This window comes from Pseudomonas sp. p106 (assembly GCF_003936645.1).
In the GTDB taxonomy this organism is placed as follows: Bacteria; Pseudomonadota; Gammaproteobacteria; order Pseudomonadales; family Pseudomonadaceae; genus Aquipseudomonas; species Aquipseudomonas putida_E.
In genome coordinates this window covers 117,831-133,978 of sequence record NZ_RHQR01000009.1, presented here as the reverse complement: position 1 = coordinate 133,978, position 16,148 = coordinate 117,831, and the positions used below count along the sequence as shown (strand labels likewise).

Below are 16,148 nucleotides of genomic sequence, written 5' to 3'. Positions count from 1 at the left end.
GGAGTGCCATGGAACTCGCTTATACCCCCAAGCAAAAGGCCTTCCGCGCGGAAGTGCGTGAATGGCTGGCGGCCAATCAGCCGACTGCGCCCCTGGCCAACTACGACACCCGTGAAGGGTTCGAGCAGCACCGGGCCTGGGAGGCGAAGCTGTTCGAGCAGCGCCTGTCGATGGTCATGTGGCCCAAGGCTTACGGCGGGCGCGGTTGCGACCTGATCGAGTGGCTGATTTTCGAGGAAGAGTACTACGGCGCCGACGCGCCGATGCGCATCAACCAGAACGGTCAGCTGCTGCTGGGCCCGACGTTGATGGAGTTCGGGACCGAGGCACAGAAGCAGCGCTTCCTGCCGCGCATGGCGTCCAGTGTCGACATGTGGGCCCAGGGCTGGTCCGAGCCCAATGCCGGCTCCGACATGGCCGCGATCACCAGCAAGGCGATCCGCGATGGCGATCACTATGTGCTCAACGGGCAGAAAACCTGGTCCAGCCGTGCACTGTTTGCCGACTGGCTGTTTGGCTTGTTCCGCAGCGACCCGGCCTCGACCCGGCACAACGGCTTGTCATTCGTGATGGTGCCGCTGGATGCACCGGGCGTGACCATCCGGCCGATCAAGGCGCTGAACGGCAAGAACACCTTCGCCGAAGTGTTTTTCGACGATGTGCGCGTGCCGGTCGAAAACTGCATTGGTGCCGAAGGCCAGGGCTGGCACGTGGCGATGGCCACTGCGGGCTTTGAGCGAGGGTTGCTGCTGCGTTCGCCGGCACGGTTCCAGGCCACGGCGCGCAAGTTGGTACAGCTGTACAACGCCAACCGCCAGAGCGCAGACCGCGACCCGAGCATCCGCGATGCGGTTGTCGAGGCCTGGCTGGGCGCTGAAGGCTATGCGTTGTCGTCTTATCACACCGTCGGGCGTTTGAGCCGTGGCGCGCAGATCGGCGCCGAGTCGAGCATCAACAAGGTCATCTGGTCGGAGCTCGACTTGAAAATGCACGAAACCGCCATGCGCATTCTTGGCGCGCGCGGCGAGCTGTTGAGCAGCGCTGCGCAAGCGGTCGAAGGTGGCTGGCTTGATGGCTTCCTGTTCGCTCAGGCCGGGCCGATCTATGCCGGTACCAACGAAATCCAGCGCAACATCATCGCCGAGCGCATGCTCGGCCTGCCGAAATAGGAGCCGGCCATGGACTTTACCTTTACCGATGATCAGCTCACGTTTCGCGAAGCCATCAGCCGTTTCCTGATGACCGAGGCGGCGCCGGAGATGCTGCGTGAGATCTGGGAAACCGATACAGGCCGCTCCACTGACTTGCGCAACAAGATAGCTGAACAGGGCCTGACGGCATTGTCGGTGCCCGAGCAGTTCGGCGGCCTGGGCATGGACGATGTGGCCTGGGCACTGATGACCCAGGAGTTGGGCTACTACGCCATCCCGGACTCGCTGGCCGACACGGCGTATGTGGTCACCGGCCTGCTCAATGGCCTGCCCGATGACAACCCGGTCAAAGCCCGCCTGTTGCCGCGCATCGCCGAAGGCAGCGTGCGCCTGGCGATCGGCCACCCGATCAACCCGTTGGTGCCTGACGCACCGCTGGCAGAGTGGCTGATCCTTGCCCACGGCGATGAAGTGCATGCGGTGGCGCGCGCGCAGGTCGATGTGCAGGCCAACGCCAGTATCGATGCCTCCAGGCGCCTGGGCCTGGTGAGCTGGCAGCCAACTCGCGACACCCTGCTGATCGGCGGCGAACAGGGGCGGGCCTTGTGGGCCGAGACCCTGAACCGCGGCGCCTTGTCGGTAGCCGGGCAGCTGCTTGGGCTGGCCCAGCGGATCCTCGACCTGTCGGTGGACTACGTGGCCCAGCGCAAGCAGTTCGGCAAACCGATTGGCAGCTTCCAGGCGGTCAAGCATCACCTGGCCGATGTCGCCAGCAAGATCGAGTTCGCCAAACCCGTGCTGTACCGCGCGGCCTATGCCCTGGCCCAGGGTGATCGCCATGCCGACGTCTATGTTTCGCAGGCCAGGCTGGCCTGTTGCGATGCCAGCTGGCTCGCGGCGCGCCATGGTATCCAGGTGCACGGGGCGATGGGTTACACCTGGGAAGTCGACCTGCAGATGTTCATGAAGCGCGTGTGGTCGCTGGACCCGTTTTGGGGCGACCGTGCCACCCATAAAACCCGCGTCGCCGCCTATGTGCTCAGCGATGAAGCCCGGCTTGGGCCGGGCGCCACCTTCGAGGACTGAGCCATGCCCCAAGCGTATATCGTCGATGCCTTGCGCAGCCCAACGGGCAAGCGCAAAGGCAGCCTGGCCCATATGCATGCCATTGACCTGGGCGCGCATGTGTTGAACGCGCTGGTCGAGCGCAATGCCATTCCTGCCCACGAGTATGACGACGTGATTTTCGGCTGCGTCGACGCCATCGGCTCGCAAGCGGGCGACATTGCCCGCACCAGCTGGCTGGCCGCCGGCTTGCCGCTGAACGTACCGGGAACCACGGTCGACCGGCAGTGTGGGTCGTCGCAACAGGCGCTGCATTTTGCTGCCCAGGCGGTGATGAGCGGCATGCAGGAGGTGGTGGCTGTTGGTGGTGTGCAGACCATGACCCAGATCCCGATCTCGTCGGCGATGCTCGCCGGTCAACCGCTTGGCTTCAGTGACCCGTTTTCCGGCAGCAAAGGCTGGCAGGCGCGCTTTGGCCAGCAGCCAGTCAATCAGTTCTACGCCGCCCAGCGCATCGCCGATCACTGGCAGATCAGCCGCCAAGACATGGAGGTGTTTGCCCTGGAAAGCCATCGTCGTGCCTTGGCTGGCGCAGATGCCGGCTATTTCGCCAGCGAGATCGTTGCCTGCGAAGGCCTGGACTTCGATGAGACACCGCGGCTCAGCAGCCTGGAGAAAATGGCCAGCCTGGAGCCTGTGAGTGCTGAATTCCCGTCGATCACAGCCGCCGTATCGAGCCAGACCTGCGATGCCTCGGCGGCGTTACTGGTGGTCTCGGAGGCGGCGCTCAAGCGCTACAACCTGACCCCCAGGGCGCGCATTCATCACCTGTCGGTGCTCGGCGATGATCCGATCTGGCACCTGACGGCACCGATTGCAGCCACCCGTGCGGCGCTCAAGAAAGCTGGCCTGCGCATGGCCGATATCGACCTGGTGGAGATCAACGAAGCCTTCGCCTCGGTGGTCATGGCCTGGGCCAAGGAGCTCGATTACGACCCGGCTCGCACCAACGTCAATGGCGGTGCCATCGCCCTTGGCCACCCACTGGGCGCTACCGGTGCGCGCTTGATGACCACTTTGCTGCATTCGCTTGAACGCACCGGCGGGCGTTATGGCCTGCAAACCATGTGCGAGGGCGGCGGCCAGGCCAACGTCAGCATCATCGAACGGCTTTGAAGCCGCCCACACTCAACAACAGGAAAACATCCTATGGGAATCTGTGCAGGTCGTACTGCGATCATCACCGGTGCCGGTGGCGGGCTGGGCCGCGCCTATGCGTTGGCCTTTGCCGCTGAAGGCGCCAATGTGGTGGTCAATGACATTCGTCGCGAGGCCGCCGAAGCGGTGGTCGACGAGATTTGTTCGCGTGGTGGCCAAGCAATCGCCAATGATGGCGACATCACCACCCTGAGCAGCGCTCAAGGCATCGTCGATGCTGCATTGGCGGCGTTCGGCGAAGTGCATGTGCTGGTCAACAACGCCGGGGTGCTGCGTGATCGCATGTTCATCAGCCTGTCGGAAGAGGACTGGGACATGGTGATGCGCGTGCACCTCAAGGGGCATTACTGCCTGGCCAACATCCTTGGCCGGCGCTGGCGCGATCAAGCCAAGGCCGGAAAGCCTGTGGCGGCGCGCATTATCAACACCAGTTCCGGCGCCGGCTTGCAGGGCTCGATCGGGCAGTCCAACTATGCGGCGGCCAAAGGCGGTATCGCTTCGCTGACCTTGGTGCAGGCGGCGGAACTGGCCCGCTATGGCGTTACCGCCAACGCCCTGGCCCCGGCGGCGCGCACGGCGATGACCGAAAGCGCAATGCCGGACATGGTCAAAAAGCCAGACGATGACAGCTTCGACGCCTGGGCGGCAGAGAACGTCGCGCCTTTGGTGGTATGGCTGGGCAGCGAGGCCTCCGGGCATGTCAGCGGCCAGCTGTTCGAGAGCCAGGGCGGCCGGATCTCCCTCGGTGATGGCTGGCGCACCGGCATCACCCGCGACAAGGGCGCACGCTGGCAGGTCGCTGAAATAGGGGCGGCGGTCGATGCGATCCTCAGCGAAGCACCCAAGGCGCAAAAGGTCTGGGGCACGTGAGCGCGGCTTGATGTACAGGCGTCGGCGTTGTCGGCGCCTACTCGTGTTCCCTTGCCATAATCGACCCCGTCCGTTTTGACGATGTGCCTGCCCCCTGCGGCCTTTATACCTGTCGACAACCTGTTTTCTGTCAGAGGTATACCGCGTGAAACAAGCCCCTCCCTATGTGCCAGGCCACCAGTTGCTGGCTGGTAAATCCGTGCTCATCACTGCCGCCGCCGGCGCCGGCATCGGCTATGCCGCGGCCAGGCGCTGCGCCGAAGAAGGCTGCCGCGCCCTGATGATTTCCGATGTCCATCCCCGGCGCCTGGAGCAGGCGGTTGAACAGCTCAAGGCCGACACCGGCTTGCAGGGCGTTTATGGCCAGCTGTGCAACGTCACCGTCGAGACCGAGGTGCAAGCCCTGGTCGCCGCCGCCGAACAGGCCCTCGGTGGTGTCGATGTGCTGATCAACAATGCAGGCCTTGGTGGCTCCAGGCGCGTTACCGAGATGAGCGATGAAGAGTGGCTGCGGGTCATCGACGTGACCCTCACCGGCACCTTCCGCATGACCCGCGCGATGCTGCCGCATATGGAACGCCGCGGTAGCGGGGCGATCGTCAACAACGCGTCGGTGCTTGGCTGGCGTGCGCAGAAAGAGCAGGCGCACTACGCCGCCGCCAAGGCTGGCGTGATGGCGCTGACTCGCTGCAGTGCGCTGGAAGCTGCCGAAAGCGGGGTGCGCATCAACGCCGTGTCGCCGTCGATTGCCTTGCACGAATTTCTCAAGAAGGCCAGCAGCGAAGAACTGCTGGCCAGGCTGGCCGACCGTGAAGCCTTTGGCCGCGCCGCTGAAGTCTGGGAAGTCGCCAACGTCATGATCTTCCTGGCCAGCGATTACGCCTCCTACATGGTTGGCGAAGTGCTGTCGGTCAGTTCACAACAGGCTTGAGGGCACCCCATGAGCACCCGATTCAGTAGCGCCGAGCAAATGCTCAAGGCCCAGGGCCTGGACCTGGGCGTCACCGACTGGCTGCAGCTGACCCAGGCGCGGGTCAACCTGTTTGCCGAAGCCACTGGCGATCAGCAGTGGATACATGTTGACCCCGGGCGCGCCGCCAATGGCCCGTTTGGGGCGTGCATCGCCCATGGCTACCTGACCCTGGCCCTGGCCAACCTGTTCATGCCGCAACTGATGAGCATCGACAACATGGCCATGGGGGTGAACTACGGCACCGATCGGGTGCGTTTCCCCGCCGTGGTGAAAGTTGGTGCGCGGGTACGTGGCCGGGGCCAGGTCATCAGTGCCGAGCTGATCGGCAGTGCGGTACAGCTGGTGGTGCGCATCAGCGTCGAGATCGAGGGCGCCGAACGCCCTGGCTGCGTGGTCGACACCATCAGCCGTTACACCTTCAATCCCATCACCGAGTGAGCCTGTTCATGGACAAGCAAGACGTTGTAATCGTAGCGACTGCCCGTACCGCGCTGAGCAAATCCTTTCGCGGCTCTTTCAACGACACCGAAGCCCCGGTGCTTGGCGGCCATGTCGTGCGCGCGGTGGTCGAGCGTGCCGGTATCGAGCCTGGCGCGGTGGATGACGTGATCATGGGCGCGGCGGTACAGCAGGGCACCCAGGGCTACAACATAGGCAGGCTGTGCGCCTACACCGGTGGTTTACCTGACAGCGTGCCGGGCATGGCCCTGGACCGTATGTGCGCTTCTGGCCTGATCAGTATCGGCATGGCGGCGAAGAACATTCTGGCCGGTGAAATGAGCATTGCCATCGGCGGGGGTGTCGAGTCGCTGTCGCTGACCCAGAACAAGCACAAGAACACCTACCGCAACCAGTCGGAGGCGGTGCTGGCGTGCATGCCAAGCGCCTATATCCCGATGATCGAAACCGCCGAGATCGTTGCCCGGCGCTATGGCATCAGCCGCGCCGCCCAGGACGACTACTCGCTGCAAAGCCAGCAGCGCACGGCGGCCGCCCAGCGCGACGGCCTGTTCGACGAAGAAATCGTACCGCTGCAAGTGCGCAAGCTGCGCTTTGACAAGGAAGGGCAGCCCAATGGCCATGAGCAGGTGGTGGCCGAGCGCGACGAGTGCAACCGTCCTTCGACCCGTTTCGAAGACCTGGCAGCGCTGAAACCTGTGTGGAAGAACGGCCAATGGGTCGAGCAGGGTGAGTTCATTACCGCTGGCAACGCTTCGCAGTTCTCCGATGGCGCCTCGGCCAGCTTGCTGATGAGCCGCGCCGAGGCCGCCCGGCGTGGCCTGAAACCGCTGGGGACTTACCGCGGCATCGCCGTGGCCGGCTGCGCGCCAGAAGAGATGGGCATCGGCCCGGTGCTGGCGGTGCCCAAACTGCTCAAGCGCTTCGGTTTGAGCGTTGCCGATATCGGGCTGTGGGAAATCAACGAAGCCTTTGCCTGCCAGGTTCTGCATTGCCGCGACGCCCTGGGCATTCCCCCGGAGCGCCTGAACGTCAACGGCGGGGCTATTTCGATTGGTCACCCGTTCGGCATGTCGGGTGCGCGCATGGTCGGTCATAGCCTGCTGGAGGGGCGCCGGCGCGGCGTGCGCTACGTGGTCGTGGCCATGTGCATCGGCGGTGGCATGGGCGCGGCGGGCCTGTTCGAGCTGGACTGACCCGCGGTTCTGTCGATCGGCACTGGGGTAGGCCGTTTGGACGATGCCCCGCAGGTCGAGCAGACGGACTATCTACACACCTCAGTCAACAACCGTTGCAAGCACCGCGCCTCGGTGGCGCGGTGATTCACGACTACAAGAACAAGAGGGTGGACCGTATGTCTATTGTCGAGCGCCTGGATGTCGCTGCACGCAGTCGCCCATGCGCCAAGCTGATTGCCTATCTCGTGTGCATTACGGTCGCCGCAATCGTTGCGCTGGCATTTACCCCACGCGGGGCGCTGAACATCGCCCAGACCACGCTGAATACCGAACGCATGCAGATAAACGGCCTGCTCAACCTGGGCACGCGCCAGGTGGCGGTAGGGGAGCGCGGCACCATCCTCACCAGCGATGACCGCGGCCGCACCTGGCAACAAGCCACGGTCGAGCCGCAACGCCAGATATCCCTGACGGGCCTGACCGCGTTGAACCCCGAGCAATTGGTTGCCGTTGGCCAGGACAGCCTGATTTTGCGTTCCAATGACGCTGGCAGCAGTTGGCAAGAGGTTCATTTCAATCCCGATGCCGGCGAGCCGTTGCTGGGCGCCTGGGCAGCCGGTGGCGATCAGGTTGTCGTGTTCGGCAGCTACGGCAAGTTCTATCAGTCCGACGATGGCGGGCGCAGTTGGCGCGCGCTGGCGCTGGAGGTCGACCGCGCCCATCTCAATGCAATGGATGGCGGCAGCGATGGCCGGCGCATGCTGGTGGGCGAGCAGGGCCTGGTGCTGCGCAGCGCCGATGACGGCCAGCACTGGCAACAGCTGCCGGCGTTCTACAACGGCTCATTGTTTGGCGTGGTACGCCTGAGTGCCCAGCGTTGGGTGACCTACGGCATGCGCGGCCATGTGTTTGTCACCGACAACTTCGGTGAGCAGTGGCAGGCGATCAAGGTCGGCAATACCCAGCCGCTTTATGGCCATGTAGTGCTACCGGACCACAGCGGCGTACTGATTGTCGGTGCCGGCAGCTCAATGGTGCGCCTGGACGCAGAAGGCCGCTTGATCGGCACCACCCGGCAACCGGGGTTGGGCACCTTGACCTCAGCCATTGTGGTGGGCACCGATCAGCTGCTGGTGGCCGGCGAACGGGGCGTTTTCCAGGGGAACGGCAACAGCGTTGCCGCCCTGGGCAAAGGAGAGCAAGTTCATGAAGTACGCTAAAGCCCGGTCCGGGCGCATGGTCGAGCGTTGCGCCGACCTGCTGTTGGCCCAACGCAAACTGCTGTTGACGGTGTTCCTGCTGCTGACCCTGGGCCTGGGCTACAGCGCCACCCATACCCAGCTCGACCCTGGTTTCAACAAGCAGATCCCGGTGCGGCATGAGTACATGCTCAACTTCCTCGAATTCAGCCAGTACTTCACCGGCGCCAACCGCTTTCTGGTGAGCGTCAGCTGGAAGGGCGAGGGTGACATCTACAACCCCGAGTTCCTCGACACGCTGCGTAAGGTGACTGACGATGTGTTCTTCATCAACGGGGTCCGCCGCGCCAGCGTGACCTCGCTGTTCACCGCCAACGTGCGGTACATAGAAATCACCGAGGAAGGCTTTTTTGGTGACGTGGTGGTACCGCCACGCTTCACCGCAAGCGCCGAAGACCTGGCTCAGGTGCGCAGCAACGCCGCGCGCTCCGGGCAGGTCGGGCGCCTGGTGGCCAATGACCTGAAGGCGGCCATGGTCCGTGCAGATTTGCAGGACGTGGACCCACAAACAGGCAAGTCGGTCAGTTACGTTGAGGTCGCCAAGCGCTTGGAAGCCATTCGCGACAAATACAGCAGCGATCAGATCGAAATCAACATCGTCGGTTTCGCCAAGCTGGTGGGTGATGTGGTCGAGGGGCTGATGACCGTGATCGGCTTTTTTGTCGTCGCCTTCCTGATCACCGGCCTGTTGCTGTGGCTGTATTCACGCTCGTTGCGCCTGACCGTAGTGGCGCTGTTGGTGGCTTTGCTGCCAGTGGTCTGGCTGTTGGGCTTGTTGCCGCTGATGGGCCTGGGGATCGACCCGATGTCGATTCTGGTGCCGTTCCTGATTTTCTCCATCGGTGTTTCGCACGCCGTGCAGATGACCAATGCCTGGAAACAGGAAGTGCTGGCCGGCAAGGACTCGCTGCAGGCGGCGCGCCTGGCCTTTTGCAAGATCTTCATTCCAGGCTCCCTGGCGTTGCTGATGAATGCCCTGGGCTTTGCCGTGATCATGCTGATCGACATCCCGATCGTGCATGAACTGGGGGTGACGGCCTGCATCGGCGTGATGCTGATGATCATCACCAACAAGCTGATGTTACCGATCATCATTTCCTACCTGCGTTTGGAGCGTCGCGTGCTGAGCAAGGAGCGTGTCCAGCTGCAGGGCAGGCACACACTGTGGTGGCGCTTGTCGGCGCTGGCCGAACCGCGTCCGGCTTTGGCGGTGCTTGTGCTCAGCGTGATGCTGCTAAGCGTGGCGGTGTTCAAGGCACGGCAGCTGGAGGTCGGTGACATCGGTGCCGGCGCGCCGGAGCTGCGCGCCGAGTCACGCTACAACCAGGACAACACCAAAATTGTCAGCAGCTATTCCATCGGTCTGGATGTGCTGGCGGTGTTCGTGCAGGCCCAGGGCCTGGAGGAGGCGTGTCTGTCACCGTCGGTGATGCGTGCGGTGGAAGCCTTTGACTTCCAGATGCGCAGCGTCACCGGCGTGCAGTCGGTGCAGTCGGTGGCCGGTTTTGGCAAGACGGTAATTGCCGGCAATAACGAAGGCAACCCGCGTTGGGCGGCGATCCCGGGTTCGTCACGCGGCTTGAGCCAAGGCGCCCGTGCCTATATGCCCGAGGACGGCCTGGTGACCGATGGCTGCCAGCAGATGCAGATCCTGGTGTTTCTCACCGACCACGATGGCGCCACGGTGTCGCATGTGGTCAAGGAGGCCAAGCGGATCATTGCCCAGGTCCAGGTGCCGGAAATCAAGTTTTTACTCGGCGGTGGCAACGTCGGGGTAATGGCGGCCTCCAACGATGCGGTGAAGCGCGCCGAGGTGCTGATGCTGGTGGCATTGTTTGGCTCGGTGCTGTTGTTCTGCTGGTTGACCTTCAAGTCGTTGCGCGCGGTGTTGTGCATCCTGGTGCCGCTGGCCATTGTGGCGGTGCTGTGCAATGCGCTGATGGCCATGCTTGGCATCGGGCTGAAGGTGGCGACCCTGCCGGTGATGGCGCTTGGGGTAGGTGTCGGGGTTGACTACGGCATTTACCTGTATGAGCGGATCCAGCACGAAATGGCCGAAGGCGCCGACTTGCGCCATGCGTTCTACCAGGCCATGTGTCAACGCGGAACAGCGGCCGTTTTCACTGCCCTGACCATGGCGATCGGGGTGTGCACCTGGGCCTTTGCACCGCTGAAATTCCAGGCCGATATGGGGGTATTGCTATCGTTCATGTTTCTGGTCAATGTACTCGGGGCAATTTTCCTGCTCCCCGCTTTGGCTGCCTGGTTCAACCTCGGCAAACCCCTGGTTGTGGTCCGGCCAAACCGTGCTGCGCGTACACACGTGTTCGAATCATAACAATAATAGCGGGCATGGCCTGGGCTGTGCCCCGCAAGGAGACGGGCGATGGGAAATTCCACCTTGGGGTTTGAAGCGCTGGCAGAAATGGGTATGGAGCTGGCTGAATATGACACGCTCATCGGCGAGTTCTATGACGGTTCGCTGAACCATAAGTTGATGGCCAAGACCCTGCGCCACGTACGCAGCCTGTACCAGGCCAATTACGTCACCTTGATCTTGAGAGTGCCTGAGCAGCCGGACCTGGGCCTGATGATTGTGGTCGGTGACATCGAAGGCGAGGGGGAGGTGAGTTACTGGGCCTACCCGCAAGCCGTCACGCCGTTCAGCAACCCGCCGATGGACCAGGTGTTCACTGTCGATGACCTGATGACCGAAGCCGAGTGGGCCAATTCGGTCTATTACAAGACTTACGGTACCGTGCACGACACCTACCACATCATGGGTGCCGACGTTTCCACACCCGATGGCGGCAAGCTGCGCTTTCGCATTACCCGGCCTAAAGCCGCGCCCAAATTCACCGCCTCCGAGCGCACCCTGTGTGAAATGATCCTGCCGCATTTGCGCCGTGCGATGCACGTGCACAACCTGCTTGACCGCAGCGAGTCGATCAGTGAGCTGTATGCCCAGGCCATCAGCCGCTTGTCAGTGGCCACCATCGTGCTTGACCAGAATGGCAGCGTTTTGCGCCTCAACCCGGTGGCCAGCGAACTGCTGGAACAGGCGGATGGCCTGAAACTGGTGGGGGGGCGCCTTGAGGCCACCTATCCCAGCGACAACCGCGAACTCCAGCGCCTGGTGCGCAATGCCTTTGCGCGCGACGCCAATAGCGAACAGGTCAGCACCGCAGCCGAAGCGATGTCGGTGGCCAGACCATCGGGGCAGGTCAACCTGGGGGTGGTGATCGAGGCCATTCCTACTCAGGACTGGGCCGAGGGCAAGAGTAAACCTGCGGTGGTGGTATACATCCGCGATGCGGTTGGCCGCTCCATGGCCAGCGAAACGGTGACCAAGCAGCTGTTCAACCTGACCCGGGCTGAAACTGCACTGGCCATGGAACTGGCTAACGGCCTGTCGCTTGAAGAGGCCGCCGAAGTATTGAATGTGCGCCGCAACACCGCACGGGCGCATTTGCGTTCGATCTTTTCGAAGACGGGTGTGCGCCGCCAGACGGAGTTGGTGCGCATCATCCTCAACAGTGTGGTTGCCTTGGGAAAGCCCAAGCTGGCGGCGCTGCCAAACGATAAACCGGAAAAGCCAGTGTTGAAGCTGGCCACCGCGGCGCGCAGCAGCGCCTGACTTTCGCCCTGGTTACCCGAACGCCCCGGTCCTGCTTGCAAGGCCGGGGCGTTTTAGTCCGTGCGGACGATGTTGTGGTGTTTGCGCGGCACCAATACTAGGTAACACCATTCAACAAGGAGCAACGTTATGCCAGTCACAGCGGTCAGCGGTTCTGCATCCGGTATCGGCGCGGCAGTCTGCCAGGCGCTACGCGCCGCCGGGCACCGCATCATCGGCATCGACCGGGCAAATGCCGAGGTAATTGCCGACCTGTCCAGCGCAAGCGGCCGGCAGGCCGCCATCAGTGCGGTGCTCGAGCACAGCGGCGGGGTGCTCGACGGCCTGGTGTGCTGCGCCGGGGTCGGTTCCAGCGCGGTGTCCGATACCATCATTTCGGTCAACTATTTTGGTGTCTGTGAGCTGCTTGACGGCCTGGCCGATGCATTGGCCAAGGGCGACCGGCCGGCCGCTGTGGTGATCGGATCGATTGCCGCCACCCACGTCAACCCCGATCAGCAGCCGATGATCGCGGCCATGCTCGCTGGCAACGAAGCGCTGGCGCTGGAGCACGCCAATACCTTGGGGCAGTCCCATGTGGCCTATGCCAGTTCCAAATACGCCGTGACCAGCAATGCCCGTAGCAAGGCGGTTGCCTGGGCCAAACAGGGCATTCGCCTGAATGTGGTGGCGCCTGGGGCGGTCGAGACGCCGTTGCACCAGGCGTCGCTGAACGATCCACGCTTTGCCAAGGCGGTCCGTGAGTTCGTCGCACCGCTGGGGCGCTCCGGCAACCCCGAGGAGATCGCCCAGGTCGTCGCATTCTTGCAGTCGGCTCACGCCAGTTTTGTCCACGGCACGGTGATGTTTGTCGATGGCGGTATGGATGCCATGGTGCGTCCGGCACGTTTCTAGCTTCTGTCCACGCGAGAACAATAATGACCAAGGTGGCATTCATTACCGGGGCAAGCCGCGGTATAGGGCGTGAGACAGCATTGGCCTTTGCCCGGGCCGGGTTCGATGTTGCGATCAGTGCTCGCACTGTGGAGGAGGGCGAAAGCACCTCGCATCGGCTGTGCGATGCTCAGGGCTTGCCCCTGGCGGGCAGCCTCAACAGCACGGCAACCGCGATCCGCGCCTTGGGGCGCAGGGTGTTGGTGGTGCCCATGGATCTGCTCGACAGCGCCTCGGTATTGGCCGCTGGCCAGGCAGTCCTGACGGCGTTCGGGCGCATCGATGTGCTGATCAACAACGCCATCTACCAGGGCCGCGACCTCAACAGCGCATTCATGTCGCTGCAACCGCAGACCATGGAGCGGGTGTTCCAGGGCTATGTGCTGGCGCCGCTGTTGCTGACCCAGACCGTGTTGCCCGGCATGCTCGAACGGGGCGCCGGGGTGGTGATCAACGTCACCTCCGGTGCCGGCGAAGGCGACCCGCCGGTGGCCGCCGTCGACGGTGGCTGGGGCTATGCCTATGGTGCGGGCAAGGCGGCGGTCTCCAGGGTTTCGGGGGTGCTTGTCGCCGAACTGGGCGAGCAGGGCATCCGCGCCTTTACGCTCAACCCGGGGGTGGTCACCACCGACGCGCTGAAGGCTACCATCGGCGAAAACGGCTTGCTGGCCATGCGCATCGGCACCGCACCTCCCCAGGTGCCGGCAGAGGTGATGGTGTGGCTGGCCACCAGCGATCAGGCAGCGCGCTTTCAAAGGCGCACCATCGCCGCGCAGGCGTTTGCGCTGGAGCACGGCATCGTCGCCGATTGGCGATGAATCCTGGCTGAAGAAGTACTCGTGGGGTGCTCACCTAGTCCATGCGGAGGATGAGCACCGGCGCCTGCTCGGTGAAGATTGACCGGGCAAGTTACCGGGGATTTCCACACGAGGAACAATAACAATGACCAAGCTCGCAGCAATCAATGTCGAAACTGCTCTGGCCCCTCGATTTGGCCGAGGCTGGCACTGCCTGGGTGAAGCGGCCGACTACCGTGATGGGCAACTGCACACCCTGAATATCTTCGGCACGCGCTTGCTGGCATTTGCGACTTCCAGCGGCCAGATCAGCGTCATTGATGCGCATTGCCCGCACATGGGCGCCGACCTTTCGCGCGGCACCCTGGAAAACGACCGGGTAGTGTGCCCCTTTCATCACTGGCAGTACGACGCCAGCGGCAAGTGCGTGGAGATCCCGTACTGCAAGCGTATCCCGCCGAAAGCCAAGACCCGCAGTTGGCTGACCTGTGAAGAGAACAACCTGCTGTTCGTCTGGAACAACCCGGAAGGCAAGGCGCCGGCAGACGGCGTGGTGATCCCTCATCTGCCGGAACAGGACAGTGACGAGTGGCTGCACGACTGGCACATGGACAAGCTGATTATCGAGACCAACCCACGCGAACTGGTCGATAACCTGGCAGATGCCCAGCACTTCGGGCCGGTGCATGGCACGCCAACCAAGTATTTTGCCAACGTCTTCGAAGGCCACATCGCCCAGCAGATTTTCCATGGCGACTCCGAGCGTTTGGGCGGTGACCTGGTGGCCGAATCGGCTTACTACGGACCGGCCACGCACTTCACCCGGATGCGCGCGGTGTTCGAGGGCATGGAGATCCACTCGATCCTGCTCAACTGCCATGTGCCGATCACAGCCAACAGTTTTGAGCTGCGTTTTGGCTGCATGGTGAAGAAAGTGCCGGGCTGGAGCGAAGAACAGAACCGGGAAATGGCCAAGGATTACGTGATGCGCAACCGCGAATCCTTTTACCAGGACGTTGATATCTGGGCGCACAAGATCCGGGTGAACAACCCGGTCCTGGCCGAAGGTGATGGCCCGGTCTATCAACTGCGCGAATGGTACGAGCAGTTTTTCATGGACGAAGCCAGCGTGCCGCCCACCATGGCCGAGCGCCGCGAAATCATTACCGTCGGCCAGCGCTGATAGCCATTCGAGCAGGAGAGGGCAATGAACATGAGTGGCCGTAAAACACTGGCGATCATGCTGGCCGCCAGCTTCGCTTCGACTATTGGCGGCTTGCCGTTCAATACCTTGCCTATCCTGCTCGGGTCGATGGTCGACAGCCTGGGCTTTACTGTCGAACAGATCGGCCTGCTGGGCTCGGTGTGTTTTGCCGGCTACCTGCTTGGCACGCTGCTGGCAGTGGTGCTGATCGACCGCCTGAACTGGCGCTGGTTGACCCTGGGTTGTGCGTTTGGCGCTGCGGCGGCGTATGGAATGTCGTCTTGGTTACCGGCCACGGCGCAGTTGCCGCTGTGGGCGGTGATCGGCTTTTTTGCTGCGCTGATGACCTGCCTGGGCATGCGTATCATGGGTGAAATGGCCAACAAGGAACGCGCCCTGGGCATGCGCCTGGGCATTGAACTGGGGGTGGTGGCTGCGGTGCTGTTCGCCTTGCCGTCGCTGGTGATTGCCTATTTCCACTATGCCGGCGCGGCCTTGATGCTGGCCGCGATCATTTTGCTGTTGAGCCTAAGCGCGCTGGCATTGCCCCGGCGTCAGGACTTCATTCACGAAGCGCCACAGGCTCAGGCAGGTTGGTTGCTCTCACGCTTCAAGTTTCCGCCGGCGGCTTATGCAGCGTTGGCGTTTTTCTTCCTGTTCGGCGCCGGGCAGATTGGCCTCTGGGCGTTCCTTGAACGCTTGGGCCATGGCCTGGCATTGCAGCCAGCGCAACTGGGTATCGTCTTCGCCGTGCTGAAACTGCTGGGCGGCGCAGCGGCGCTGGCCTTGGCCGTGGTGGGTGACCGTCTGGGCGTACGCATACCCCATCTCATCGTTCTCGCGGTGCTGGGTACCGGGCTGTTGTTACTGGGCAATGCCGAAGGCTTTTTGATGTATGCCGCCGGCGCCTGGATCTGGGAAGTGGGCTTCACCTGGGGCTGCGTCTATCAGACCGCAGCGATTGCCCGCCTGGACCGCAGCGGTCGCTCGATCATGCTGATTCCAGGCGCCTTTGCCCTGAGCTCCATGGCAGGTCCGGCCCTTGCCGGACAGCTGGCCGGTGAGGGCTTCGGCATGCTGCTATGGCTGGCGGCTGGCTGTGCGCTGATCCCAGTGCTGGCCTTTACCTGGCTGCTGGCGCGACGCTTGCAAGAAGTGGACACTGGCTGCGCAATTGGTGTGCAGGGTTGATGGCTGGCACGCAGCGAGGTGATGAGGGGTGGTCGATGCCTCTTATTTTAATATGATTTAACATAATATGCATTATGCGCATCTTCGTATGGAGCTTCCGGGCCCGTGGTGGCCAGAATTGTAGCCAGGTGCACGGCCCCGGCTCGCCGCTGGTAACCAAATTCCCGTAACCTGGACGAGATCCACGACCAATGTTTGCAACATCCGTGCGGC

At 62.8% G+C, this 16,148-nt stretch carries 14 protein-coding genes; all 14 read left to right on the top strand.

The genetic code is table 11. The features are described from left to right. The first annotated feature begins 8 nt into the window (after nt 1-8). Nucleotides 9-1,169, top strand: a complete 1,161-nt coding sequence (locus tag EGJ09_RS13790; protein ID WP_125924159.1) for an acyl-CoA dehydrogenase family protein — start codon at nt 9-11, stop codon at nt 1,167-1,169. Between the two features lie 9 nt (nt 1,170-1,178). Then, nucleotides 1,179-2,237 (top strand): acyl-CoA dehydrogenase family protein, encoded by a 1,059-nt coding sequence (locus EGJ09_RS13785; protein ID WP_125924158.1) that lies wholly within the window; start codon nt 1,179-1,181, stop codon nt 2,235-2,237. Between the two features lie 3 nt (nt 2,238-2,240). After that, complete coding sequence (locus EGJ09_RS13780) at nt 2,241-3,392, top strand: acetyl-CoA C-acetyltransferase (protein ID WP_125924157.1); 1,152 nt, start codon at nt 2,241-2,243, stop codon at nt 3,390-3,392. Between the two features lie 33 nt (nt 3,393-3,425). Beyond that, the gene (locus EGJ09_RS13775; RefSeq protein ID WP_125924156.1) at nt 3,426-4,304 is read left to right on the top strand and encodes an SDR family oxidoreductase; all 879 of its coding nucleotides are present in this window, start codon (nt 3,426-3,428) and stop codon (nt 4,302-4,304) included. Nucleotides 4,305-4,449: 145 nt separating this feature from the next. Further along, entirely contained in the window at nt 4,450-5,235 is a 786-nt protein-coding gene (locus EGJ09_RS13770; RefSeq protein ID WP_125924155.1) for an SDR family oxidoreductase, read from the top strand. A gap of 9 nt (nt 5,236-5,244) precedes the next feature. Further along, nucleotides 5,245-5,715: a MaoC family dehydratase gene (locus tag EGJ09_RS13765; protein ID WP_125924154.1), complete on the top strand. Its 471-nt coding sequence runs from the start codon at nt 5,245-5,247 to the stop codon at nt 5,713-5,715. A gap of 8 nt (nt 5,716-5,723) precedes the next feature. After that, on the top strand, nt 5,724-6,932 hold the full coding sequence (locus EGJ09_RS13760) for an acetyl-CoA C-acyltransferase (protein WP_125924153.1): 1,209 nt from the start codon (nt 5,724-5,726) through the stop codon (nt 6,930-6,932). 158 nt (nt 6,933-7,090) lie between these two features. Further along, nucleotides 7,091-8,134: a YCF48-related protein gene (locus tag EGJ09_RS13755; RefSeq protein ID WP_125924152.1), complete on the top strand. Its 1,044-nt coding sequence runs from the start codon at nt 7,091-7,093 to the stop codon at nt 8,132-8,134. Beyond that, complete coding sequence (locus EGJ09_RS13750; RefSeq protein WP_125924151.1) at nt 8,121-10,511, top strand: RND family transporter; 2,391 nt, start codon at nt 8,121-8,123, stop codon at nt 10,509-10,511. Before EGJ09_RS13755 ends, EGJ09_RS13750 begins: the two co-directional genes overlap by 14 nt. Before the next feature lie 48 nt (nt 10,512-10,559). Next, nucleotides 10,560-11,810 (top strand): helix-turn-helix transcriptional regulator, encoded by a 1,251-nt coding sequence (locus tag EGJ09_RS13745; protein ID WP_125924150.1) that lies wholly within the window; start codon nt 10,560-10,562, stop codon nt 11,808-11,810. Between the two features lie 129 nt (nt 11,811-11,939). After that, nucleotides 11,940-12,704, top strand: coding sequence for an SDR family oxidoreductase (locus EGJ09_RS13740; protein ID WP_125924149.1), 765 nt, complete (start codon nt 11,940-11,942; stop codon nt 12,702-12,704). 23 nt (nt 12,705-12,727) lie between these two features. Beyond that, nucleotides 12,728-13,561, top strand: coding sequence for an SDR family NAD(P)-dependent oxidoreductase (locus EGJ09_RS13735; protein WP_125924148.1), 834 nt, complete (start codon nt 12,728-12,730; stop codon nt 13,559-13,561). A gap of 124 nt (nt 13,562-13,685) precedes the next feature. Then, on the top strand, nt 13,686-14,723 hold the full coding sequence (locus EGJ09_RS13730) for a Rieske 2Fe-2S domain-containing protein (protein ID WP_125924147.1): 1,038 nt from the start codon (nt 13,686-13,688) through the stop codon (nt 14,721-14,723). A gap of 24 nt (nt 14,724-14,747) precedes the next feature. After that, a complete protein-coding gene (locus tag EGJ09_RS13725; protein WP_125924146.1) occupies nt 14,748-15,935 on the top strand; it encodes an MFS transporter in 1,188 nt (395 codons plus the stop codon). The last annotated feature ends 213 nt before the right edge of the window (nt 15,936-16,148 follow it).